We start from the raw sequence: 25021 nt of genomic DNA, 5'->3' as shown, positions 1-25021 counted from the left end.
CGAGTCTGCCTTTGTACCTGTTTGAAAGCCTGAATCTGCTGATTCAACGTTACCTGCCTGAGGAGCAGATTAAGCGCCTCAAACAGGCATACCTCGTTGCACGTGATGCTCACGAGGGACAGACACGCTCCAGCGGTGAGCCTTATATTACCCACCCGGTCGCCGTGGCCTGCATTCTGGCGGAAATGCGTCTCGATCATGAGACGCTGATGGCCGCGCTGCTGCATGACGTCATCGAAGACACCCCGGCCACCTACCAGGATATGGAACAGCTGTTTGGCAAAAGCGTTGCCGAACTGGTTGAAGGCGTATCCAAGCTCGACAAACTGAAGTTCCAGGACAAAAAAGAAGCGCAGGCGGAAAACTTCCGCAAAATGATCATGGCGATGGTGCAGGACATCCGCGTGGTACTGATCAAACTGGCCGACCGGACGCACAACATGCGCACCCTCGGTTCGCTGCGGCCGGACAAGCGCCGACGCATCGCGCGTGAAACCCTGGAAATCTACAGCCCACTGGCCCACCGCCTGGGTATTCATCACCTAAAAACCGAGCTTGAAGAGCTGGGTTTCGAAGCGCTTTACCCCAATCGCTACCGCGTGATCAAGGAAGTGGTGAAAGCCGCTCGCGGCAACCGCAAAGAGATGATCCAGAAGATTCTTTCCGAGATCGAAGGGCGGCTGACCGAAGCAGGCATCCCCTGCCGCGTCAGCGGGCGAGAAAAGCACCTGTATTCCATTTACCTCAAGATGCACCTCAAGGAACAGCGCTTCCATTCCATTATGGATATCTATGCGTTCCGGGTGATCGTGAAGGAAGTCGATACCTGCTATCGGGTACTTGGCCAGGCACACAGCCTGTATAAACCGCGTCCGGGCCGGGTAAAAGACTATATCGCCATTCCCAAGGCCAACGGCTATCAATCGTTGCACACCTCGTTGATCGGCCCGCATGGCGTACCGGTAGAAGTGCAGATCCGTACCGAAGACATGGATCAGATGGCGGAAATGGGGGTTGCCGCGCACTGGGCTTACAAAGAACAGGGCGAAACCGGCACCACTGCGCAGATCCGCGCCCAGCGCTGGATGCAAAGCCTGCTGGAGTTGCAGCAAAGCGCCGGCAGCTCGTTTGAATTTATCGAGAGCGTCAAATCCGATCTTTTCCCCGATGAGATTTACGTTTTCACCCCGGAAGGGCGCATTGTCGAACTGCCGGCGGGCGCAACGCCGGTCGATTTCGCCTACGCGGTGCATACCGATATTGGCCACGCCTGCGTTGGCGCGCGTGTCGATCGGCAGCCGTATCCGCTGTCACAGTCGCTGAGCAGCGGTCAAACGGTGGAAATCATCACCGCACCGGGCGCGCGGCCGAACGCCGCATGGCTGAACTTTGTCGTCAGCTCCAAAGCACGTGCGAAGATCCGCCAAATGCTGAAGAACCTCAAACGCGATGATTCCGTCAGTCTGGGCCGTCGCCTGCTTAATCATGCGCTGGGCGGCAGCCGCAAGCTGGCTGAAATTCCACAGGAAAACATCCAGCACGAACTCGAGCGCATGAAGCTGACGTCGCTGGACGATCTGCTGGCGGAAATCGGCCTCGGCAACGCCATGAGCGTGGTGGTCGCGAAGAATCTGCAGGGCGATCGTTCCAGCCTTGGCGCCTCTTCCGGCGTGCGCAACCTGGCCATCAAAGGTGCCGACGGCGTGCTGATCACCTTTGCCAAATGCTGCCGACCGATACCGGGCGATCCGATCATTGCCCACGTCAGCCCAGGCAAAGGGCTGGTTATCCACCATGAATCCTGTCGCAATATCCGCGGCTACCAGAAAGAACCGGAAAAGTTCATGGCGGTAGAGTGGGACAAAGAAACCGAACAGGAATTCATTGCCGAAATTAAAGTGGATATGTTCAACCATCAGGGCGCCTTGGCTAACCTGACGGCGGCGATCAATGCGGCCGAATCGAACATTCAAAGCCTGAATACCGAAGAGAAAGATGGCCGGGTTTACAGCGCCTTTATTCGCTTGACCACTCGTGATCGCATTCATTTGGCGAATATAATGCGTAAAATCCGTATCATGCCGGATGTGATTAAAGTTAACCGTAACCGAAATTAGCGCCTATGAGCCCCGAACGCTATGCGCGGATTTGTGAAATGCTCGCAACCCGCCAGCCAGATCTGACGGTCTGCCTGGAACAGGTTCACAAACCGCATAACGTCTCCGCAATTATCCGTACCGCCGACGCCGTCGGCGTGCACCAGGTGCATGCCGTGTGGCCAACCACTCGCATGCGTACGCTGGTTTCTTCCGCCGCCGGCAGCAACAGCTGGGTCAATGTCAAAACGCACCGCACTATCGGCGAAGCGGTCGGTCATCTGAAAAGCCAGGGCATGCAAATTCTGGCGACCAACCTTTCTGCCCGAGCGGTAGATTTCCGAGACATCGACTATACCCGTCCAACCTGTATTCTGCTGGGCCAGGAGAAATCCGGTATCAGCGAAGAAGCGCTGCAATTGGCCGATCGTGACATCATTATTCCGATGATCGGCATGGTGCAGTCGCTCAACGTATCGGTGGCTTCGGCGCTTATCCTGTATGAAGCACAGCGGCAACGGCAAAATGCCGGCATGTATCGTCGCGAAGCCAGCACGCTGGAACAGGAAGAGCAGCAGCGTCTGCTGTTCGAAGGGGGATATCCGGTGCTGGCCAACGTTGCCAAGCGCAAAGGGCTGCCCCGGCCGCAGATCGATCAACAGGGCCAGGTGGTCGCCAGCGCCGAATGGTGGGCAGCCATGCAGGCAACGGTACAAAAATGAAAGGCCGCCTGCTGGACGCCGTCCCACTGACCACGCTTTCTGGGGTTGGAGCCAGCCAGGCGGGAAAACTGGCCAAAATTGGCCTGGAAACCATCCAGGATCTGCTGCTGCATTTGCCGCTGCGCTATGAAGACCGCACTCGGCTATATCCGATTGGCGAGCTGCTGTCAGGTATTTTCGCCACGGTAGAGGGCGAAGTGCTGCGCACCGACATCAGTTTTGGCCGCCGTCGCATGTTGACCTGTCAGATCAGCGATGGCACCGGCATCCTCACCATGCGTTTCTTCAACTTCAATGCGGCGATGAAAAACAGCCTGGCCACCGGCCGGCGCGTTACCGCCTACGGTGAAGTCAAACGCGGCAATCACGGCGCGGAAATCATCCATCCTGAATACCGCATTCAGGGGGAACACAGCGAGGTGGAGCTGCAGGAATCCCTGACACCGGTGTATCCGACCACCGAGGGCATCCGTCAGGCCACGCTGCGCAAGCTGACCGATCAGGCGCTGACCCTGCTGGATACCTGCGCGATTGCCGAACTGCTGCCAACCGAGTTGAGCGGGGGCTTGATGAGCCTGCCGCAGGCGTTACATACCTTGCATCGTCCAGCGCCGGATATCCAGCTGGCCGATCTGGAACAGGGCCGACACCCGGCGCAGAAACGGCTGATCATGGAGGAGCTGCTGGCGCACAATCTCAGTATGCTGGCAGTCCGCGCCGGAGCGCAAAGTTACCACGCGCAGCCGTTGATGCCGGACGATCGATTGAAAAACCAATTTCTCGCCCAGTTGCCCTTTGCGCCTACCGGAGCGCAACGGCGCGTGGTTGCCGATATTGAAGCCGACCTGCAAAAGAATTTCCCGATGATGCGGCTGGTACAGGGTGACGTTGGCTCTGGAAAAACGCTGGTTGCGGCGCTGGCAGCGTTGCGTGCGATTGCGCATGGCAAACAGGTAGCGCTGATGGCGCCCACCGAACTGCTGGCCGAACAGCATGCCAATAACTTCCGCCAGTGGTTTGAACCGCTGGGCATCGAAGTCGGCTGGCTGGCTGGCAAACAGAAAGGAAAAGCGCGGATTGCGCAGCAAGAAGCCATCGCCAGTGGGCAGGTTTCGATGGTGGTCGGTACTCACGCCATGTTCCAGGAACAGGTTCAGTTTAACGGGCTGGCCCTGGTTATCATTGATGAACAGCATCGTTTTGGCGTGCATCAGCGCCTCGCTCTATGGGAAAAGGGCGAAGAGCAAGGCTACCATGCCCATCAGTTGATCATGACCGCCACGCCCATTCCACGCACGCTGGCGATGACCGCCTATGCCGATCTCGATACCTCGGTAATCGATGAGCTGCCCCCCGGCCGTACGCCGGTGACCACCGTCGCCATCCCTGATACCCGTCGCGCCGATATTATCGAACGGGTCAGAAACGCCTGCCTGCAAGAAGGCCGCCAGGCTTATTGGGTCTGTACGCTGATCGAAGAATCCGAACTGCTGGAAGCACAGGCGGCAGAGGCTACCTGGGAAGAACTGAAAACCGCGCTGCCGGAACTGAAGGTCGCGCTGGTACACGGGCGCATGAAAGCCCAGGAAAAGCAGGCGGTAATGCAGTCGTTCAAACAGGGTGAGCTGCAACTGCTGGTAGCCACTACGGTGATTGAAGTCGGCGTGGACGTGCCAAACGCCAGTCTGATGATTATCGACAACCCGGAACGTCTGGGGCTGGCGCAGTTGCACCAGTTGCGCGGTCGTGTTGGCCGGGGCGCAGTAGCCTCGCACTGCGTGCTGTTGTACAAAACGCCGTTGAGCAAAACGGCGCAAAAGCGCTTACAGGTGTTACGCGACAGCAATGACGGCTTCGTTATCGCCCAGCGCGATCTGGAGATTCGCGGCCCCGGCGAGTTGCTGGGCACCCGACAGACCGGCAGCGCCGAATTCAAAGTGGCGGACTTACTGCGCGATCAGGCAATGATCCCGGAGGTGCAGCGCGTCGCACGCCATATTCACCAAAACTATCCTGAACATGCTCACGCCCTGATCGAACGCTGGCTGCCAGAAAAAGCCCGTTACTCCAACGCATAAAAAATGCCGGCCACCCCAAGGTGGCCGGCATGATGCTCATCTGCCCTTCTCTCGCAATTCGCGTTAGCCAACCGCCGGGAAAACAGGCAGCAGCAGATACAGCTTGATGACGATTGCATTGGCGATATCAATGAAGAATGCGCCAACCATCGGCACTACCAGGAAGGCCAGGTGCGACGGACCAAAGCGATCGGTAATCGCCTGCATATTGGCAATCGCCGTTGGCGTTGCGCCCATGCCAAAACCACAGTGCCCGGCAGCCAGTACCGCCGCGTCGTAGTTTTTGCCCATGATACGATAGGTAACGAAAATGGCGTACAGCGCCATTACCAGCGTCTGAACCGCCAGGATAGCCAGCATCGGCAATGCCAGCGAGGCCAGTTCCCACAGTCGCAGACTCATCAGCGCCATCGCCAGGAACAGCGACAGGCTGACGTTGCCCAATACCGACACCGCACGTTCAAATACGGTATAGAAGCCGGTAAACGCCAGGGTATTGCTGAGGATCACGCCGACAAACAGCACGCAGACGAAGGTCGGCAGTTCAAGCACCGAGCCGAGCAACAGACCGGAAATCAACTGTCCCAGACTCAAACAGATGGCGATCATGGCAATGGTTTCAATCATTACCAATGAGGTGATCAGACGGCCGCTTTCCGGCTTTTCAAAACCGCTCGGTTGCTGACTGTCATCCGGCGAACCTTCCGGGGTAGAGGAGTGTTTTACCAGATAGCGCGCTACCGGCCCGCCAATCAGGCCACCCAATACCAGACCAAAGGTCGCACAGGCCATCGCAACTTCCGTTGCGTTTTCAAAGCCATATCGCTCGATAAACAGCTTACTCCAGGCCGCACCGGTACCGTGACCGCCCGACAGGGTGATCGAACCGGCGATCAGACCCATCAACGGATCCAGCCCCAGCATTTTCGCCATGCCAATGCCGATGGCGTTCTGCACCAGCAGCAAGCCCAGCACCACAAACAGGAACACCACCAGCGCCTTGCCGCCAGCGCGCAACCGTGCCAGATTGGCGTTCAGACCGATAGTGGCGAAGAACGCCAGCATTAACGGATCTTTCAGCGACATATCGAAGCTGATTTCCCAGTTAACGGTCTTTTTCATGATCAGCAGCAACAGAGCAACCAGCAGACCACCGGCAACCGGGGCTGGAATGGTGTATTTTCTGAGCAGAGGGATGGTTCTAACGCATTTGCCCCCAAGGAGCAAAACCAGGGTTGCCGCGACTAGCGTGCCATAAGTATCGAGATGAAACATCTAGCTACTCCATGTGAGGGGAAAAGATCCAATTAAAATAATAAGTTATATAAAACCATATCGTTTTTAAACTTGACGAGTGCAGGATTAGAAGAAAATTCCGCTGAAAAAACAAGAAAAAATGAATAAAAATGCGACATAACATAAAAACAGCCTAACATAATATTTAGGCGCAACCGTTTGCTTTTGCTGCCTGGGCGATTAAAATGCGCTCTTTGCCGTTTCTGGAAAATGCCTCACCATGACCATGCCATCCGCCGAGCTTGATGCCGCAAAGTCCGTCTCAACGACTCCCCGCAACAGTGAACTGATTTATCGACTGGAAGATCGCCCACCGCTGCCGCAAACGCTGTTTGCCGCCGGTCAGCATCTGCTGGCGATGTTTGTCGCCGTCATTACTCCGGCGTTGCTGATCTGTCAGGCGCTGGGCCTGCCGGCACAGGACACGCAACACATTATCAGTATGTCGCTGTTTGCCTCCGGATTGGCATCCATTCTGCAAATCAAAACCTGGGGTCCGGTCGGATCCGGCCTGCTGTCGATTCAGGGCACCAGTTTCAATTTTGTCTCGCCGCTGATTATGGGCGGCCTGGCGCTGAAAAATGGCGGCGCCGATGTGCCGACCATGATGGCTGCGCTGTTCGGTACCCTGATGGTCGCCTCCTGTACCGAAATTCTACTGTCGCGCGTATTGCATCTGGCACGGCGCATTATTACGCCGCTGGTATCCGGTATCGTGGTGATGATTATCGGGCTGTCGCTGATCCAGGTCGGCCTGACGTCGATCGGCGGCGGCTATGCCGCGATGAACGATCACACCTTCGGGACGCCAAAAAATCTGCTCCTGGCCGGCGCGGTACTGGCGGTGATTATCCTGCTTAACCGCCAACGCAACCCGTATCTGCGCGTCGCATCGCTGGTGATCGCCATGGCGGTCGGCTATTTGCTGGCCTGGGCGCTCGACATGTTGCCAGCAACCCAGCCGGTGCCGCCGGGCTCACCGATCACCATCCCGACGCCGCTGTATTATGGATTGGGCTTCGACTGGAACCTGCTGCTGCCGCTAATGCTGATCTTTATGGTCACCTCATTGGAAACCATCGGCGATATCACCGCCACCTCTGACGTCTCCGAGCAGCCGGTCAGTGGCCCGCTGTACATGAAGCGTCTGAAAGGCGGGGTGTTGGCCAATGGCCTGAACTCGATGCTCTCGGCGGTGTTCAATACCTTCCCGAACTCCTGTTTCGGCCAGAACAACGGCGTCATCCAACTGACCGGCGTCGCCAGCCGCTACGTCGGCTTCGTGGTCGCGCTGATGCTGATTGTGCTTGGCCTATTCCCGGCGGTAGCCGGATTCGTACAGCACATTCCCGAACCGGTGCTGGGTGGTGCGACCATCGTCATGTTCGGCACCATCGCCGCGTCGGGCGTACGCATCGTTTCACGTGAAAAGCTCAATCGTCGCGCCATCATGATCATGGCCCTGTCGCTGGCGGTAGGCATGGGGGTTTCACAGCAACCGCTGATTTTGCAGTTTGCGCCAGACTGGCTGAAGACCCTGCTGTCTTCCGGCATCGCCGCCGGCGGCATTACCGCTATCGTGCTGAATCTGCTGTTCCCACAAGAAAAAGAATAATCTCCGCGCGATGTGACAAAACGGCCTCCATCGGCCGTTTTTTTATTGCCTATCAGACCATTGCCCTTGAGATGATGGGCCAATTACGGCATAAACAGGGTATCTTTTTTGACCGACGCAGGTATAGGCGATGAAATTTATCGGGAAACTGTTGCTGACGTTGCTGCTGTTGGTAGTGCTCGCGCTAGTGCTGCTGTATGTCATCGGGCAAACGCGTTGGGCCGCCGAGCGGCTCGGCAACTGGGTAAGCGATAACAGCGACTATCGGCTCAGCATAGGCAAAATCAGCCATGCCTGGCGTCAGCCGGCTCAAATCAGCCTGGAAGAGGTGACGCTGACGCGCCGCAACCAGCCGCAGTCGCTGGCCGCCAAACGGATCGATCTCGGCTTGAGTCTGCGCCAAATTACCAACCCGCGCTATTTCCACAGCGTCACGCTGCGCGACGGTACGCTGAACTTGCAGCCGCAGGCCGCGCTGCCATTGCAGGCGGACGTGCTGCAATTGAGCAATATGGCGCTGCAATCCAGCGATACCGATTGGCAGCTCAACGCGCAGAAGGTTAATGCCGGCATTACGCCATGGCAGCCAAAAGCCGGCCATGTACTGGGTGAAAACAACCAGTTCCAGTTCAGCGCCGGTTCACTGTCGCTGAACGGTATCCCCGCCTCCCAGGTGCTGGTACAGGGAGAAATCAAACAAAATCGGCTGTTGCTGAACGATTTCGGCGCCGACCTGGCGCAGGGTGATCTGACCGGCAAGGCCAGCCGCGCCGCCGATGGCAGTTGGCTGGTGGAACGTCTGCGGTTGAGTAATGTACGGCTGCAAACGCCGCAGACGCTGACCCAGTTTTGGCAACGTTTTACCGCCCTGCCGCCGGTCACCGTAAAACGTTTCGATCTGATTGATGCGCGGCTGGAAGGCAAAGAGTGGGCATTTAACGATCTCGATCTGTCGCTGCAAAACGTCAGCTTCCATCAGGGGGACTGGAGCAGCCAGGACGGCTCACTGAACTTCAACGCCGGCGATATGATCAACGGCCGTGTCCACCTGATCGATCCGATCATCAATATGCGACTGTCGCCAGCGGGCATTGCCATCGAGCAGTTCACTTCGCGCTGGGAAGGCGGGCTGCTGCGCGCCTCCGGCAGTTGGCTGCGCGCCAATCATCGCCTGCAGCTGGACGATGTCGCCGTGGTGGCGCTGGAATACACTCTGCCGCAAAACTGGCGCGAACTGTGGCTGCAACCGCTGCCGGACTGGCTGGCGCAGGTGTACGTCACCAAATTGACCACCAACCGCAACCTGATCATTGATATCAATCCCGAATTCCCATTCCAGCTGACATCGCTGGACGGTTATGGCAGCAATTTGCTGCTGGCGAACGATCATCACTGGGGCATTGGTTCAGGCTCGCTGACCCTGAATGCCAGTGAAGCCACCTTTAACAAGATCGACGTCAGGCGCCCTTCTCTGGCGCTAACGGCAGATCCGCAGCAGATTGCCGTTACCGAACTCAGTGCGTTTATGCCGAATGGCTTGCTGGACGCCAAAGCCAGCGTGTCGCAACTGCCGGGCAAGCCGTTCACCCTGGCACTGAATGGCCGTTCGATACCGTTGAATACCTTGCAGCAATGGGGATGGCAGCCGGTACCGCTGGAGGGCGATGGCAATCTGCAACTGCAATTGAAAGGCTTGTTGAACAGCGATGGGCCGTTTAAGGCGTCTTTGAAGGGCCAGTTGCAGGCTACCAGCAAGAATGGGCAGACTCTGGAGCAGCAGGTGCCGTGATAAGAAGGACCGGATACTCCATCAGGGGGGAGATCAAAGCCAGCAGCGGCAGGATTTGGGAGCGGATTGGGTACGGCAGAACGGCGAGGTGATCATCGGTGGGGACTGGATCATAGAGTCCGGGATCACCGATGTGGCACAACTGGAGATCACCGCCGCACCCGGAGTGATCCGGTTACAACGGCGGGAAGTTGAGGGATTTCTGGCGTAGAAGCAAAGATCCCGGCCAGTTGGCCGGGATCTTTTTATCTAACTAAAGAGCTACTGCTTACTGATATATATGGCCTTACACGTATTACGACTTTCGTAACTAACTCATCGGTAATAATTTCAGAGTATAGATACTCGCCTGTAGCATCCTTTTGCAACTTTATCTCGCTAACATTTTCGGAAAGGTACCTAGACACTTCTTTCCCATTAAACGAGATGACCGTTTGTATCCAGCCAGCCGTGGCGCAGAATGAAAAAATAATCTCTAACCCATTATCATCATTGGTTTGATATGCAAAATGTAAATCAGCAACTTCACTAGTTGCCATGGGCAGTGACTCAAAAAAGCCCAATAAATCAATTTCATCTGGGAATGATTTAATAAACATTACTTTTTACCGTCTTTAGGAATAGTTGTGACAAATCTACGAGAGCCATCAGGCATGATCTCAAAAGCAGTTTCTAATTTAGCCGCCTTTCCTGAAGGACCAATAAGCAATGACTCCCGAACTTCAAAGGCTTGATTTCCTTTCGTATAGGTATCTACAACATTACCTTTCGTATTTGCTACCTGCTTTAAGTGTTCGGTAAGTACACTGGCCCCTTTCTCATTGGTTTCTAATCCCAAACGGTTCATTGTCTGAGCTAACTGGGTAGAGCGATCAGCGTTATGCTCACTACTTTTCACATTACCAAAGAGATAATCAAACTTCTTGGGATCAATAACTGTTTTGGTCGCATTTTCAGCGGCATTTGTAGAGCCCGTACTTAATGTCTTCGTTACCGCCAGAACAGCTTTCGCCGCCACATACTGAACTAACTTAGCTTCACTCGTCGGCACACCGCTTGCCACGATCTCCGCCGCTCTTTGCGGCGTCATTTCTCCATCAGCAGTTAATGCACTGACCGGCACCCCAAAGAACTCTCCCCATGCAGTCAACAGACCTTTAACCGCATCTTGGCCTTCCGGCATATCTCCCTGAGAGTTCTTGACTAGCGCTGCTATGATTTCATCCGGTGAAGCACCACCTTGCAGCATGGAGGCACCGAGCGAGGTTTGCGACATGCCGTAATCCGCCATGCCCTTACCGAAGCTACTTCCATTCAGCGCATTATTCTCCACCGCATTCTTGCCGGCCTGAGCACCCGCCAGAGCGTTAGCGGTGCTGTCACCCGTTACACCACCCACCAAGCCTGCCGCCAGCGTCGACAGCGCACTGAGACTCTGCTTCTGCTCCTCACTCAGTTTAGCAATTTTTCCTGGCGTGTCTGCTCCATATAACTTCTCTGCCAGATAACGCGCGGCCAATTCACCACCAGCAGCACCCGCTGCCCCTGCCGCAGCGCTGTTGCCGCTCACCTGCGCCGCTATCGCGCCCCACACCGCGTGGGCAAGCGCGTTGGCCGTTTCATTCGTGCCGGTATACTTCTTGATTTGCTCTGCCGCGTACGGGCTCAAACCACCAGCAAGTGCCTGGGAGATATTTCCTCCTGCCAGCCCCTGCAACGCCGCCGTCACGGCTTGTGCCGCTTTCTGCACGTCACTGCCCGTACCATACTGCTTCATGGCCCCTTTATACGCAGCGGTGTCTTTCAGGATGTTGACGTACCGGTCAATCTCTTCCTGCTTGGCATTTTTTCCCGGCTCCGGCGGCAGTTTGCCATCTTTCGCCAGATCGGCCTTCGCCGCATTCAGCCCGTTTATCTCACCCTGTGTGCGGATGATATCCGCTGCCTGCCCACCGATCTCACCGATCAACTGCGCCTGTTTCAACCGTTTCTGCTCTTTCTCCTTGTCAAAGATCGGCGCAATGCTGCCGTTGGCATTCGCTGTATCCCGGCTCAGGTCGGCGACATTTTGTTGCTGCTTGTCCTGGTCACGAACAGTGATGTTACCTTCGCTCACCGCCGCCTGCGTGGTGCCGCTGGCATGGCCGCTGCCGTTCAGGCCCGATAGCATCCCGCCCGCCAGGTTGCCCTGGAACGCCTTACCACCAAAGTCGCCACCGCCGCTTATCCCGACCCCGACATGTTCAACGTTGTAGTCCGCCTTATTGTGCAGGTCACTGAAGCCCAGCGTCCCGGTATCCAGGCTGTTTTTGTCCGCCGTGCCCGTTGAACTGATTACCGCGCCATCCAGTTGGGTATGCTCGCCGACCTTAACGTCAAAGCCGCCCTTGCCTGCAAAGATCCCGGTCTGCTCCTGCACCGAGTCGTAGTTGCTGTGCATCTTGTCCTGGCTCAGGTTCAGGTAGCCGGAACCGCTCATCGAGCCCCAGGTGAAGCTGCCACCCGCACTGGCGTTCTGCTGCTTCATGTCGTAGAGATCGCTGTCCTGCTGGCTGGAGAGCGTCAGATTACGTCCGACGTCAACATCCACCTTGTCACCGCTGACCTGTGCACCGGCCAGGGTGGTATCGCGCCCGCTGTTCATGGCAAGCGTCTTACCGCTGTCGATGGTTGTCTCTGTCCACTGCGTACCGGTGCCTTTCTCGCTGCCTTTGCCAGCGTTGACGTTGGCGAACACCTTGATACCCGTGTCTTTACCCAGGCTCAGGCCGATACCGATTTCACCGCCGATGCTCTTGTTGCTCCCCGTCTGCTGCTGGGAATTGGCAGCCCCGGCCAGCAAAATGTCGCGAGAGGCATCGATGGTGGTATCGCCACCCGCCTTCAACTGACTACCCGCAATCACCACATCGCCACTGTTGGCACCGCTGCCTTTGCCGCTTGCGGTCACCGACAGATTATTACCCGTCGTCAACGTCGAACCGGTGACATTGTCAGAGACCTGTTTTTGCGTGGATGACGACTTTTGGGCCCCCAGGGAAAGGCTGATACCAATCGCATTACCCGCATCGCCCTTGGTATTATCCAACACTGCGGCCTGCCCTGCCTGCACCCCAGACAACGCGGCTTTGGTGCCTTGCAGGGCGGCCAAACGGCCATCGCTTTCATTTTTGGTACTCTGCGCTGCCGCTATTGCTGAGTTGGCCGCTGCACCTGCCGCACCGGACAACGCCACCGTCAGGCCACTCTGCTTCTGCTCAAACCGCTCTTCTACCGTACGCAGGTCATGCCCCGGTTCGATAACGACGCTGTCGCCAGTAACGCTGAGATTTTTACCGGCAATCAGATCCGCACCGTCGATATGTGCCTTGCCGCCCGCAACGATATTCACATCGCCACCGGTCGAGCCGATAGTGCTGACACTCTGGCTCTGCGTGGTACCGCCTTCGTTCACCTGATGGCGAGAGCTGGAGCTACCAATCGTCACCCCGATACCACCGGTGCCCATCAGCCCGCTCTTTTTCTTCTCATCCAACCGGTAGCTGGACTGCTCTTCCGTCGCCGCCACGATCTCGACGTTGTTACCCGCTTGCAGGTTAACCTTGCCGTCACCCACAACCGAAGACCCCTTCACCGTCAGATCGTTACCCGCAGACAGCGACACGTTGTCGCCGCTCAGCAGCGTGCCTTTTTCCTGCGTGGCGTAATCTTCCCGCACCGTGTGGGTGGTGGTCTTTGACAGGAACCTTTTCTTGGTTTTGGTTTCTTCGAAGAAGGAGTAGTCGCTTTCGGTGGCGCTGTTGAGCGTCAGATCGCGCCCGGCGCTTACCGCCACATCACCGCTGGCCTGCACCTGTGCCGCATTCAAGGTGGTATCTCGATCGGCGCGAATGGTGGTGTTGCCCCCGCTGGCGATCTCCGTTCCTTGCTGACGTATAGACTCATCCACCTGCTGGCGTTTACCTTCCTTGCTTTCGCGGTATTCACTGGTTTGCTGGGTGTTGAGGTTCACGTCACGCCCGGCGTTCAGGTTGACGTTGTTATCCGCCACTATCGCCGCTGCCTGCGAGTTCACATCCCGGCCTGCATCCAGCGTTAAATCGCCGCCGCTAGTGAGGGTAGTGCGCGTGGCATCGTTACTGCGCTGTTCGGTGCCGTTATCTTTCTGCCGGGTGCTCGCTTCCTGCGTTTGCAGGTTGATATCGCGCCCAGCCATCAGGGCAGTATCACTCTGGCTGCCAACCTGGCTGGCCTTCACGTTGACATCACGGCCTGCATCGGCCGTCAGCGGCCCACCAGCGCTAATTTCGCTGCCCTGGCTGCTGTGAGTTTCGCTCTCTCTTACGTTCCGCCAGCCCTGATATTTATCGGCTCTGTAGGTGGTGTTGGCCAGGACGTTGATATCGCCCCCCGCCAGCAGATCCATTGCACCGCCGGAAGTCAATTTGGCTCCCAGAATATCGATGTTGTTGCCAGCGCTCAGGCTCAAGCTGTCCAAGGCCTGGATGGTGCCGATATCACCGATTTCCGTGCGTGACAGCGACAGGCTTTGTGGCATCCAGCCGCCCAGAGAACCCTGGGTATTCCACTGATTCGTCAGCGTCTGGTTGATGATGCTGCCATCAAGGCTTTCCAACCGTACCGTTTTGCCGCTGATGATTGAGCCGATATTGTTGATATCGCCAATCGCGCTCAGTTGCAGGTTACCGCCCGTATTGAGCAGGCCTGCATTGAGGTTGCTGATGCTGTTCTGGCTATCGAGCGTCAGCGCGTTCTGTGCGGTCAGCGTGCTGCCACTGTTGGTGATGTTACCGGCGGTGAGCGAGACATTTTTCCCTGAAATCACGCTGCCGTTATTGATCGTCACATCTTTTGGTGACAGGTAGAGCTTCGGCACCATCACCGTCTGGCCATTGATGCTGGTCGCTTCCCACCACAAGATGCTGTGATCCAACGAGGCGATCTGCTCCGCCGTTAACGCGACCCCGAACTTCAGTCCCAGCGACTGTTGCGCCCTGGCGGCGTTGTCCATCAGGGTTTGCATCTGCTCCAGATCTGAACCCACGCCGTTCAGATAACGGCTCCCCGTTTGATTGAGCATGGCATTGCTGACGTAACGGGTATCAAAGGCCGCATCCCCCAGGAAACGGTAGTCGTAATCCGGGTGGAGGTTCAGGCGGTCCAGGAAATAGGAGGAGCCGATAAATTTGTCTTCTACCGTGAACTGTTCGTTGGTTTCACGTGGGCTCTGACCTGGGTTGCTCCCCAGTAACGCGTAGAGATCGCCAAACAGGTTCGGATCGAGTTGCCCCAGGCCGTTCAGTTTCGGGTTGGTGGCGATCAGATACGGGCTGTCCGGATCGGTGGACGCCACAAAATAGCCGTTCTCGCCCGTAGGCAGAGGATACGCGCTGGTATCGACCGTTTTGCCTTGATACCGGTTTAAGCCTTTGCCATCCGTGCCGACCAGATCTTGGCCATCGGTGGCAGTATTTTGTAACTGGGTTCCATCCCCCAGATTGGCACTGCCCTGGCCAGCGTCGCTATATTTTTCTAATCCGGTGAGCTCAGGCGTGACGCTATCCAGGCCGCTGCCCCCGTTAATCTGCTGCAGGGCATTCTGTAGGCTGTCTTGCCATTCAGGGGAATTGACCGCCGCTTTATCACCGGCTGACAGCGACTGTTTCTCTACGGCACCGCCAATAGTCTGTTGGCTCAGGGTACTGAGCGTCGGGGCATTGAGAGTGTGACTTACACCACCTGCGTTGGGTGAGGTGGTGGTATTACTCAGATCGTTGGCAAAGTTGGCCACAACGTTACCACCCGCCTGAATAACAGCGCGGTAGAGTGTGATATCACGGCTCTCATACTCCGGCTGTCCGGTTAAGTAATATTGAACAATCGTGTCCACGTCCTGTCGTATATAACCGTTTTTATGTGGCTTCTTAAAGAAATCCAAGCCTAGTGTCTTGCTAAATTCTCCCTTTGCCGTTTTACCATCATAATGATAAGTAAGATATTTTCCCTGAGTCCCTGCCGTTGCACTGACGTTATTGAGCGTTTCACCCGTCAGCGACACATTGCCACCAGCCAGAATATTGCTGGCAATATTATCCAACCGAGCAATTCCCCCTGTCATATCACGCCCAGCAGCAATCTGGCCCGCACCACCACCAGCACTTACGGTTACAGTAGAGGATGAAACCAGGATCTTTTTGTCGACTGCAGAAACCTTGGGAGCCAGATAGTAGTAATTATCAATTGAGCCGTTACCGTGCCCAAAACTGCCGCCAGTCCGTACCGTCTTTACGTAATATCCCAGCTCATCCACTGGCAAGTCACCCAGTTTAAGTGCGACAACCGAACGGCCATTCCAAAGCGTATCCTGCGTTACGGCCTGTTGTTCTTCATTGACCAACCACCCATCGCGCTGATTCAGCAAATGGGCGGTGTTAATGGTGATATCACCATTTTGTGTCTCGATAGTGCCGGAACTGTTCACCACTTCAGCGTTGGCATTGCCTGCCATATCACGCTGCATCCACAGGCTGTTGCCCGCCAGGATGTCACCGCGCAGGTTTGTGATGCTGTTGGCCAGCAGGTACAGGTTGTTACCGGCATACAGCAAGGCAGTATTAATCAGGCTGCCAGCCGCATTCAGCGTCATTGAGCCCAGCGTGCCGGTAAACCCGTCAACGGTGATATCGCTCTGGCTGTTCAGGGTCACGTCGCCCCCTGATTGCAGGGTTCCGGCCGCGTTCATGGCAATGGCGTTGCCACTGAGGATGCTGGCCCCACTTCCGCCGGTGATTTGCCCGTTGTTGGTCAAGATGCCGTACGCCGTGAGGTTGATGCTCTGCCCCTGCAGAGTGCCTTGGTTGGTCAACGCCCCTTGGCTGTCAAGGTTCAGGCTCTGGCCTGCGGCAATCACGTTCTGGTTAGTAAAGGCGTTCACCAGTTGCAGCGTCAGGTTGCCCAACGCCACGACCTGGCCACGCTGGTCAAAATCGCCACTGCTCAGCAGTAAATCGCCCCCGCTGAACATTTTCCCTGTCTCTTGAAGCGCCACCTGACCGGCATTGATGCCAAGCCCGGAGGTACCAAGCAGCGTGCCACCGTTAGTCAGTTGCTGGGTATTCAACGCCAGGTTGTTTCCCTGGATCGTGCCCTGAGTGTTCAGGCTACCTGCGGTCAAGGTTCCCTGCAGTTCTGCCAGCAAGGTACCGCTGTTGTCCAACGCATCCGCATTCAGTAACAGGGATCCTGCCTGTAGCCAACCGGTGTTGGTAAATTGCGAGCCATGGAGTGACAGATCGGAACCAGCAAGCAGGCTACCGTCATTACGCCCTGATATCGTCCCTTTGAACCGGGTGTCAGCACCGCTTTGCATCAAGCCGCTGTTGATCCAGTACGGCGAGGTAATGGTGAGTGCGTTCTGGCTGAGAAGGGTACCCGTGGCGTTATTGGTCAACCCACCGCTAAGGTTCAGCGCTAAGCCTGTTTCACCTTGTACGCGTCCGCTGTTGGTTAGCGTACCGCTGTTAACCCATACGCCGTTCCCCTGGATACGCCCAAGGTTGGTGACCGAGGCCGCATCCAGTTTCAGGTCCCCCGCCGTCAGCAGGGTTTTATCTTGCTGCTGGGTGAAATCTCCGGTTAGCTCGACCATCAGGCCGTCAACGCCGCTGATTTCGCCCTGATTATTCAGGGTGTCAGCGCGTAGGGTGAGATTTTTTGCCAGCCACTGCCCGGCGTTGGTCAACGACTTTGCCTGTAAAACAGCTGCACCATTGGCGGTAATTTTGCTGCCAGCCGTCGAACTCAACGCCCCAGACAGAGCCATTTGCAGCGCATCCGCACTGTGGATTGAGCCGCTGTTATTCAACGTCTGAGCATTCAGCAGAACCTGTTGCCCCTGCCAGCGACCGTCATTGGTCACCGTTCTGCCATTAACAGAAAGCGTTCCCTGCGTCAGAAGTGAGCCCTGACTGCGGTTCACCAGCGTCAACAACGGGACGGAGAATGCCTGAATGCCTAACGTCAGCGACTGCAGGCCGATCAGCGTACCGGCGTTATTCACCAAGTTCTGCGTCAGGTTGAGGATGTTACCCTGTACGGCACCTTGGTTGTTCAACGTAGCGCCCACCAAAGACAGATTTCCATCGCTCAGAACGGCACCGTCATTGGTCAGCGTCTGCGTCTGTATTTCACTGTTACCCTGGCTAAGCAGTGACCCTTCATTCACCAGTTCATCGGTGACGTTGACGGCCAGAGAATCACTCCCCAGCAGGCTGCCACTGTTCATCCAGCCCGTGGCCGTGACGTGGGTTTGTCCCCCCTGAACCAACCCTTCTGAGGTCAGTTGCCCAGCATTCAGCGACAACGCGCCCCCTGCCAACGTACGGCTTGACGCCCCCAGCGTCAGCGCATCACCGTGGGCATTCAGCCACTCGCTACCTTGCCATAATCCCGTGTTATTCAGCGTGGCGGCATCCAGCGTCAACCGGTTGGCAACCAGCTTGCCGCTGTTGGTTAGATAGTCGCCGCTCAGGTTCAGCGTCCCCAGGCTGCCCATCTGCCCGCTATTTTGCATCGTGTTAGCCACGGTGCCGGTCAGGCCCGTAACCGCGTTTATCGATCCGCTGTTATCCAAGCTATCGACGCCAAAGGTCAGGCTATTCCCCTGCCAGGATCCAGCGTTGGTAACTGCGCCACCGTTGAGTGTCAGTTCACCACCGCTCAACAGTTGTGCACCGGCCAGCACGTTCAGCGCGGTGCTGTTCAGAGTCAGCCCGGCATTGCCCTGCATGATGCCGCTGTGAGTCACGGTGCCGCTGTCCACCGCCAGCGTATTACCCGCCAACACCCCGGCATTGTTCACCGATTGGCTGCGGAAGGTGGCATTTTCACGGGCCACCAGTTGGCCGCCTTGCTGGTTTACCAAGCCTCCCTGTACATCAAGGTTCAGGTTGTTCGCCAGGATGCTGCCCTGGTTGGTGAATTGCAGGCCGGTGAGAGACAAATCATCATTCACCTGCAATAGGCCAGCGTTATCCAGTTGTTCGAGCGCCAGCTTCAGCGCACCTCCGCTGACTAGCTTCCCGCTGGCAAGGTTACTGATATTGGGGATAGCCAGTTGCAGATGGCTGTTGCCCTGTAGCAAACCACTGTTGGTCAGCTGTGGCGCGGTCAATACCACCTTGTCTGCCGCCAGAGTGCCCTGATTGAGAATCTGGGCCGCCGTGAGATCAAAACGATCCTGGCTCAGTAACTGGCCACTGTTGAGCATGTCCCCGATCAGGTCTGCCGTCAGGCGATCTTGCGCCTGGGCACTGCCCCTGTTCTGCCAGGTCTGGGCTTTCACCGCCAGTTGTTGCCCCTGCAGAGCACCCTGGTTGACCAACTGTTGGCCTTCAAGGTGCAACGTCCCACTCGATAACATCTGGCCTGTGGCTGCATTATTGAGATGAGTGCCGGAAAGTTGCAGGGATTGGCTACCCTGCACCAGCCCCTTGTTGATAACGTCGCCCACGACGGCGAGCAGGTTGGCCGCCAGCCATCCCGTGTTGTCCACTGAGCCCGCAGAGACGGTCATCTCTTGCTGGCCGAGGATCTTCCCTTGGTTGGTCAACGTATTGGCGACTGTCAGGCTCGCCGTTTGTTCACTCAGCGCATTGCCGTTGTTAAGCCATTCTTGGGTGGACAGATCCAGTGTCTGGCCCTGAAGCAATCCGCTATTGGTCAGCGAATCTGTCCGTAATGTCAGTGCTCCGCCACTGAGTAAAGCGCCACCGAGCTGGTTGTCTAACGTGGAGGTGCCGAGATTGAGTTGACGGCTGCCTTGCAGAGTTCCCGTATTGAACAGGGTCGTGGTATCCAAGGTCAGCGTCGTTGCAGCCAGCAGGCCGTCATTACTAAACTGAGGGGTGGTCAGCACCAGGGAGCCGCTCGCGTTGACGGAGCCGTTTTGCTGGTTGCTGAACTGTTTGGCCAGTGACAGGACCATCATGACCGCCTGCATCGTCCCGGCGTTAGTCAAGGTGTCTGCAATCAGGTTTAGTGAACCGCCGGTGAGTACACGCCCACGGTTGGTGGCTTCCGCAGCCTTGATAGCAAGAGTGCTGTCGCCCTGCACCGTGCCGCTATTGGCGATGCTGTTGGTGTTCAGGGTCAGTTGATCGGCAGCCAGTTGCCCGGCATTGGACAACCCCATACCGTTTAGTGAAAGCTTATCTTTCGCCAGCAGTAAACCGCTCTGCTGGTTATCGACCCGCTGGATTTTGGCCGTCAGGTTCACGGCATTGATTTCACCGCTGTTGAGCAGTTGATCGCCACTGAGCACCAAATCCCGATCGGTGGTGATCAGTCCGGCGTTTTTCAGCATCGGGATGGCCAGCGACAGGGCGTTGGCCGTATACACGGTGCCGCCCTTCTGGTTGTCCATCAGGCGGGCAATAAGCTCCAGGGTCTGGCTGCCTTGTAGCAAGCCGCTGTTGGTCAGCGTCTGGCTGTTAATCTTCAAGACGGGAGCGACCAGCGTGCCCTGGTTGGTCAGGGTGTCCGCCTTCAGGGCCAGGGTTGCGGCATGGCTTTTACCCCTGTGCAGCAGTGAGCCAGCCTCTACCGTTAATGCCCCTTTCGCCGTTTGGGTACCCGCCAGCGTGGCTTGTTGTGCCTGGAGGGTGAGATTGCCCCCGCTTTGTATCTGAGTACCCGGCTGCGTGTTCAACGTCGTGCCATGCCAGGCCAGATCGCCACCCGCATTCCATTCCCCGCCTAACGTGGCGTTACCCGCGTTAACCGCGATCCTGCCTTGGCTGGTGGTGAGGGAATCTGCCGCCGTGGCCAGCGTATCGCTGTTGAGGGTTAACCCCGTCGCGCCGGAGATCAGGCCATTCTGTTGCAGGGTTCCAGCCCACAGCATCAGGCTGTCGTCGCTCAGCAACTCGCCGTAGCGGCCATTTCGCAACGTATCTTTAACGGTAAGATCGGCTTTGCCTTTGGCGCTCAAGGTGCCGTCTTGATCCAACGTCTGGCTGGTAAGGGCCAGCGCTCCTCCACTCAGTATCCTGCCGCCGTTGGCGAGTGACTGGCCGCTCAACGACAGGTTGCCCTGGCTCTGAACGGTTCCACTGTTTGCCAGGTTGGAAAGGGTGCTTTGTATCGCCCCATTGGCCGCCAGCGTGCCGCTGTTGACCAAGCTAGTGCCGCTGAGGGTGAGGTTTTGCCCGGCGGTCACTTGCCCCTGCGTCATACCGCTGTTGAACAACGTCATGTCGACATGGCGGGCAGCATCAATCTGGCTCGAACTGTCCACCCGCGCGTCACGAGCCCGCAGGCTGACATCGTTGCCAGAGATCAGCTTGCCGCTGCTCATCTGCAACGTACCACCGCTGGTGAGAGCGATATTCTGGTCACTGACCAGCCTCCCCCCCTGCTGGGAAAGGTCCCCCTGGCTGTTTAACGTGATGGAGCCGGTGGCCTTGTGGTCACCCAACATGCTGATACTTTGCCCTGTCGCCGTTAATGTACCGCCTTGCGCCAGCGAATTATTGAGCGTCAATTTGCCGTTGGCATCCAGGGTGATATCCCCGGCACGGGCATTGAGGTTACCGAGGTTGACGCCTACGCCTTTGTCGCTGGAAACCAGATGAATACGGTTGGCATACATGCCGCCCAGCGCACCGGCATCGACCGCCACTTTAGGCTCCTCTCCCTGGCCCGCGATCGGGGTCGCATTGCCCTGCGCATCCACACGGTTGGCCCCCAGCGTGAGGGTGGCATCCTGGGCATACAGCTGGGCGTTGATCTCGGTAGCACGGGCGATCAGGGCAAATTTCCCGCTCTGGCTGGCATCCAGTCCTTTGCCCTGAATGCTGATGGCCCCTTGCGTGACTTCCAGCGCCTGCAGTTTGCCGTCCGGCCCTAACACCGGTTTACCGGTGGTCAGCGTCGCATTCGGGGTGTTGATGAAGCCGCAGCCGGCGCAGGTGATGCCGTAAGGGTTGGCAACCATCACGTTGGCCTGTTTGCCCGCCACCTCCATATAGCCTTGCAGCTGGGAGCGGTTCGGGGCGACAACCTCGTTGATGATGCCTTGGGCTTCCTGCCCGGCCTTCAGATTGGGGTTGTTCTGGATCAGGCCGCCAAGCTGGGTCTGATTGAGCTGCCCGGTGGCGTTGTTGAGGATTAGCCCCTGTTTGCCCACGTTGAATTCATTGTATTTATTGTGGGAAATGCCCGCCTGATTAGGCGTGGCGATGTTGACCACCGGCACACCATTACCAGCCTGATCGAGTCGGGTATTCCCTTCGGCAACGTTAACACCGTTCGCCAAGGCGGGCAGCAACGGCTGCCAGGCCAACAGGCTGCACAGGGTATAGCTCAGCCAACGCTGGCCAGCATGAACGGGTCTATCCTCTTTCATCGTCATCCTTGAAATCCTTCCCTGTGAATTAAAGAACGATGTTAATACGGTAGTAAATCGATACCCGATCCGGCTCTAACCAGCTCGGATGCGCCAGCGGCCAGCCAACGGTAAATTGGCTGCTGAAATAGCGATTGCGGCTGCCCAGTCCCACCGCGCCGCCCCATAACGTGCCGGAAGCGTAGGTATCCACAGAGTCGTGGCGCAGATAACCGCCATCTACGGCAGCCAATACGGAAATATCGCCCAGATACGGCAGGCTGAACGGCGACCAGTTGACCTCGTTACGCCAGTAGCCGCCTTTATCGCCGGAGAGATACTGTTCCTTGAAGCCACGCACCGAACTTTCGCCACCGAGGGTCAGGCGTTCACTGCCGTAAAGGCGATCGGGTGTCCACTGGCCGTACAGGCTGGTGAGGTAGTTCCAGTTTGGTGTCAACGGCAGATAATAGCTGCCGGAGAGAGTGTATTTATTAAACTCCGCCCTAGGTGCTTCGCTGGCTTTACCGCTGTCATCTTCCGCGCCTAACCAGGGAACGCCACGGCTGTAGGAAGGATTGAGCGTGGCAAACCCTCCCCACAGTTTTTGGCTATGGCTCATACCCAGAGATACGCTGGTCAGTTTGCGGCTGCTACTGTTCAACCGGGTGTCATTAAGATAGTTGCGGTTGATGCGGTGGGTCAGGCCCAGCGCCAGGCCGGTTTTCATGTCACTGTTACGGAACAATACGCGCGAAACGTTGAAGCGATGGGTTTGACTGTCGCCGGTGGATCGCCAATCAAAGCCCTGATTGTCGATCGTCGAGAGATAGTCGCTGTAAGAGTAGTTGTAATCCACCAGCCAATAACCATAAGGCAGGCTGACACCGGCCTGTACGCTGCGGGCATCGTGATCGTTGGCGAAATCGCTGCTGCGCGCGCCGGTCACAAACCACTGATCCGCCAGCCCCAGCAGGTTATTGCCGGTCAATGAGCCGTTGATCTGCCCGGTGCCGGTACTCTTTTGCCCGCTATTATCAAAACCCAGCCCCAGCATCACCGGGAACTCGGGTTTGGCGGTCAAATTGACCACCGAATAACCCGGTTGGCTGCCGGGCAGGATTTCAATCTGCACCGGTTGTTGGCGCAGGCGGTTGATCTGCTCCATGCCCTGTTCGATATCGCGCAGATTAAGGATGTGGCCCACCAGGCCTGGGAACGCCATCTTCAGCATTCGGTCATCCCGTTGGTCCAGCCAGATCTTCTCCAGTTGCCCTTCCAGTACCAGCAGCTTCAGTTCCCCATGGGACAGGTCTTGCTCGGTCAGGAAAGCGCGGCTGGTGATATAGCCCCGTTCGATATACCAGTCGGAAACCTGCTGCACCAGGGTGTTGATCTGGGCCAGATTCAGGCAGCGTTGCAGATAGGGCTGCGTCAAGGCTTGCCGCGCACGGGCGGGCAGATGGCTGGCACCTTCAAGGTGAATGGTCGTAATGGTGAAGCACGGCCCGCCGGGGGCTGTGGCTGCTGGCGTTTGTGGCAGCACCGGGGACAGGCTGCGTTGCAACTCCTGTCGTTGCTGTTGGTTTTGCTGCAACAATTCGCGTTGTTGCTGTTGGATAGTATCTCGATCCGCCGGGCTGAGCATATTGGCGCCAGCAGCCGAACTGAGGGAAAGAAATAACAATGATACTGCCAATCGCTGAGTTACTGAGTCCATTCAGATAAACCGCCTTAATGATTTTGCGGCATTCTAACGACAGGATTCAGCATCAGACAAGCAGGAGATCGTGACTTTGCGGGACCTGATGTCATCAATATTAGGATAAATCTCAAGATTAGACGGGGTAAATATCCTTAACCCGATTTAATCCATTCAATTTATTTGTTGAGTGCAAATTAAATAGTCAATTATGCCAATTAAGCAAAGATATTTCTGATTAAACAAAAAATCGGCAACTACGTCACATATCTACGATAGATTAAGCCATCAATTAAGCCCAACCCGTTAAGTGGGCGCAGCATGCAGCACCCATCTGGCCAGATGCCCTATGCTGCGCTTGATGCTCAGTTCGCTAACGCCTCTGAACCGCCTTTGTCCAACGGCTCTTCCGGTTCGGCTGGCAGCACCATATAGGTGCCCTCAAATACGGCCCCTTTGTCATCGTCACCGAATAAATGTACTTCTGCCTGCACGCGCGCCCGGCGGCCACGTGCCAAACGGGCCAGATCGCCACTCAGTGAACTCAGATCGGCAACGGCTCTCGGCCTGCCGGTGATCGGTTTACTGTAGCGGATATGCGCATCCGCCAGAATGATGGTGCCGCCCAGATGACGCTCACGCAACAGCAGCCAGATCAATCCCCAGGCCGTCAGCGTGGCCAGCGAAAACAGGCTACCGGCAAACAGCGTATGGTGCGGATTCTGGTTGCCGACTTCCGGCATGGTGGTCACAAAACGCTGGCCGGTATATTGGCTGATGCGTACGCCCATCTTTTCGCTCAGCGGAATATGATCGTACCACGCCTGCTGCAATTGCCCGCACCAGTCAGGGCGGTGCAAAATATCGTCCAGCGTCGCTACCGGCTTGATCATCAGGAAGTGGCGTATCGGCGTGGTTTGCGGCGCGGTGATCTCCCCCTGGCTTTCAAACCCCAGCTTGGCGAAGAATTCGACCGCATCCTCACGCGCGCTGCACACGACGCGCTTGACGCCTTCCTGTCGCGCCACCGATTCCAGCGTCATCGCCACCAGCGTCCCCAGCCCTTTATCCTGCACTGAAGGGTCAACCGCCAGAAAACGTATCGCGGCCTCGTTGTCGGCATTGATATACAGTCGCCCGATAGCGACGATATTGCCACTCTCGTCCACCACCATCTGGTGATGGGCCATGGCGTCATAGGCATCCTTTTCCGAACCCACCGGCTGGTGCAGCGGTTTGCGCAGCATTTCCCAGCGAAACTGGTAATAATCCTTCAGTTCTTGCTCTGTTACGGGTACTCGTAGGTGATACATAGAC

At 56.7% G+C, this 25021-nt stretch carries 10 protein-coding genes; 5 read left to right on the top strand and 5 right to left on the bottom strand.

Annotated elements, in window-relative coordinates; all coding sequences use genetic code 11:
* The first annotated feature begins 11 nt into the window (after positions 1–11).
* Genes spoT through recG form a run of 3 tightly spaced genes read left to right on the top strand, consistent with a single transcriptional unit; the run spans position 12 to position 4896 of the window.
* A complete protein-coding gene (spoT, locus tag ACCC84_RS19395; RefSeq protein ID WP_004956765.1) occupies positions 12–2117 on the top strand; it encodes a bifunctional GTP diphosphokinase/guanosine-3',5'-bis pyrophosphate 3'-pyrophosphohydrolase in 2106 nt (701 codons plus the stop codon).
* Between the two features lie 5 nt (positions 2118–2122).
* Positions 2123–2818, top strand: a complete 696-nt coding sequence (gene trmH / locus ACCC84_RS19390; protein WP_039991442.1) for a tRNA (guanosine(18)-2'-O)-methyltransferase TrmH — start codon at positions 2123–2125, stop codon at positions 2816–2818.
* Positions 2815–4896, top strand: coding sequence for an ATP-dependent DNA helicase RecG (recG, locus tag ACCC84_RS19385; RefSeq protein ID WP_371902178.1), 2082 nt, complete (start codon positions 2815–2817; stop codon positions 4894–4896). The genes trmH and recG overlap by 4 nt, the downstream gene beginning before the upstream one ends.
* 63 nt (positions 4897–4959) lie before the next feature.
* On the opposite strand, the gene gltS is transcribed toward recG, so the two are convergent.
* On the bottom strand, positions 4960–6171 hold the full coding sequence (gene gltS / locus ACCC84_RS19380; RefSeq protein WP_004956770.1) for a sodium/glutamate symporter: 1212 nt from the start codon (positions 6169–6171) through the stop codon (positions 4960–4962).
* Between the two features lie 241 nt (positions 6172–6412).
* Between gltS and ACCC84_RS19375 the strand changes: the two genes are divergently transcribed.
* Together ACCC84_RS19375 and ACCC84_RS19370 are read left to right on the top strand one after the other, a co-directional pair.
* Positions 6413–7807 (top strand): nucleobase:cation symporter-2 family protein, encoded by a 1395-nt coding sequence (locus ACCC84_RS19375; RefSeq protein WP_198773849.1) that lies wholly within the window; start codon positions 6413–6415, stop codon positions 7805–7807.
* Positions 7808–7937: 130 nt separating this feature from the next.
* Complete coding sequence (locus ACCC84_RS19370) at positions 7938–9596, top strand: AsmA family protein (protein WP_198773850.1); 1659 nt, start codon at positions 7938–7940, stop codon at positions 9594–9596.
* Between the two features lie 245 nt (positions 9597–9841).
* Here ACCC84_RS19370 and ACCC84_RS19365 read toward each other — a convergent pair whose 3' ends face one another.
* From ACCC84_RS19365 to fabY, 4 genes are all read right to left on the bottom strand, one after another.
* Positions 9842–10195 (bottom strand): hypothetical protein, encoded by a 354-nt coding sequence (locus ACCC84_RS19365; RefSeq protein WP_371902177.1) that lies wholly within the window; start codon positions 10193–10195, stop codon positions 9842–9844.
* Positions 10195–22023 carry a hemagglutinin repeat-containing protein gene (locus ACCC84_RS19360; RefSeq protein WP_371902189.1) on the bottom strand — a complete coding sequence of 3943 codons (11829 nt, stop codon included), beginning with the start codon at positions 22021–22023 and terminating at the stop codon, positions 10195–10197. Before ACCC84_RS19360 ends, ACCC84_RS19365 begins: the two co-directional genes overlap by 1 nt.
* 28 nt (positions 22024–22051) lie before the next feature.
* Positions 22052–23722 (bottom strand): ShlB/FhaC/HecB family hemolysin secretion/activation protein, encoded by a 1671-nt coding sequence (locus ACCC84_RS19355; protein ID WP_371902176.1) that lies wholly within the window; start codon positions 23720–23722, stop codon positions 22052–22054.
* Between the two features lie 347 nt (positions 23723–24069).
* Positions 24070–25017 (bottom strand): fatty acid biosynthesis protein FabY, encoded by a 948-nt coding sequence (gene fabY, locus ACCC84_RS19350; RefSeq protein WP_004956792.1) that lies wholly within the window; start codon positions 25015–25017, stop codon positions 24070–24072.
* Positions 25018–25021 lie beyond the last annotated feature (4 nt).

Origin of the sequence: Serratia odorifera, assembly GCF_041448735.1 — a bacterium.
Classification (GTDB): Bacteria; Pseudomonadota; Gammaproteobacteria; order Enterobacterales; family Enterobacteriaceae; genus Serratia_F; species Serratia_F odorifera.
This window is presented reverse-complemented; position numbering and strand designations above follow the sequence as displayed.

Excerpts from the sequence above, each read along its gene's own strand:
- ACCC84_RS19360 (WP_371902189.1), bottom strand. The coding sequence starts at position 22,023 with ATGAAAGAGGATAGACCCGTTCATGCTGGCCAGCGTTGGCTGAGCTAT.
- fabY (WP_004956792.1), bottom strand. The coding sequence starts at position 25,017 with ATGTATCACCTACGAGTACCCGTAACAGAGCAAGAACTGAAGGATTAT.
- ACCC84_RS19365 (WP_371902177.1), bottom strand. The coding sequence starts at position 10,195 with ATGTTTATTAAATCATTCCCAGATGAAATTGATTTATTGGGCTTTTTT.
- recG (WP_371902178.1), top strand. The coding sequence starts at position 2,815 with ATGAAAGGCCGCCTGCTGGACGCCGTCCCACTGACCACGCTTTCTGGG.
- trmH (WP_039991442.1), top strand. The coding sequence starts at position 2,123 with ATGAGCCCCGAACGCTATGCGCGGATTTGTGAAATGCTCGCAACCCGC.
- gltS (WP_004956770.1), bottom strand. The coding sequence starts at position 6,171 with ATGTTTCATCTCGATACTTATGGCACGCTAGTCGCGGCAACCCTGGTT.
- ACCC84_RS19375 (WP_198773849.1), top strand. The coding sequence starts at position 6,413 with ATGACCATGCCATCCGCCGAGCTTGATGCCGCAAAGTCCGTCTCAACG.
- ACCC84_RS19370 (WP_198773850.1), top strand. The coding sequence starts at position 7,938 with ATGAAATTTATCGGGAAACTGTTGCTGACGTTGCTGCTGTTGGTAGTG.
- ACCC84_RS19355 (WP_371902176.1), bottom strand. The coding sequence starts at position 23,722 with ATGGACTCAGTAACTCAGCGATTGGCAGTATCATTGTTATTTCTTTCC.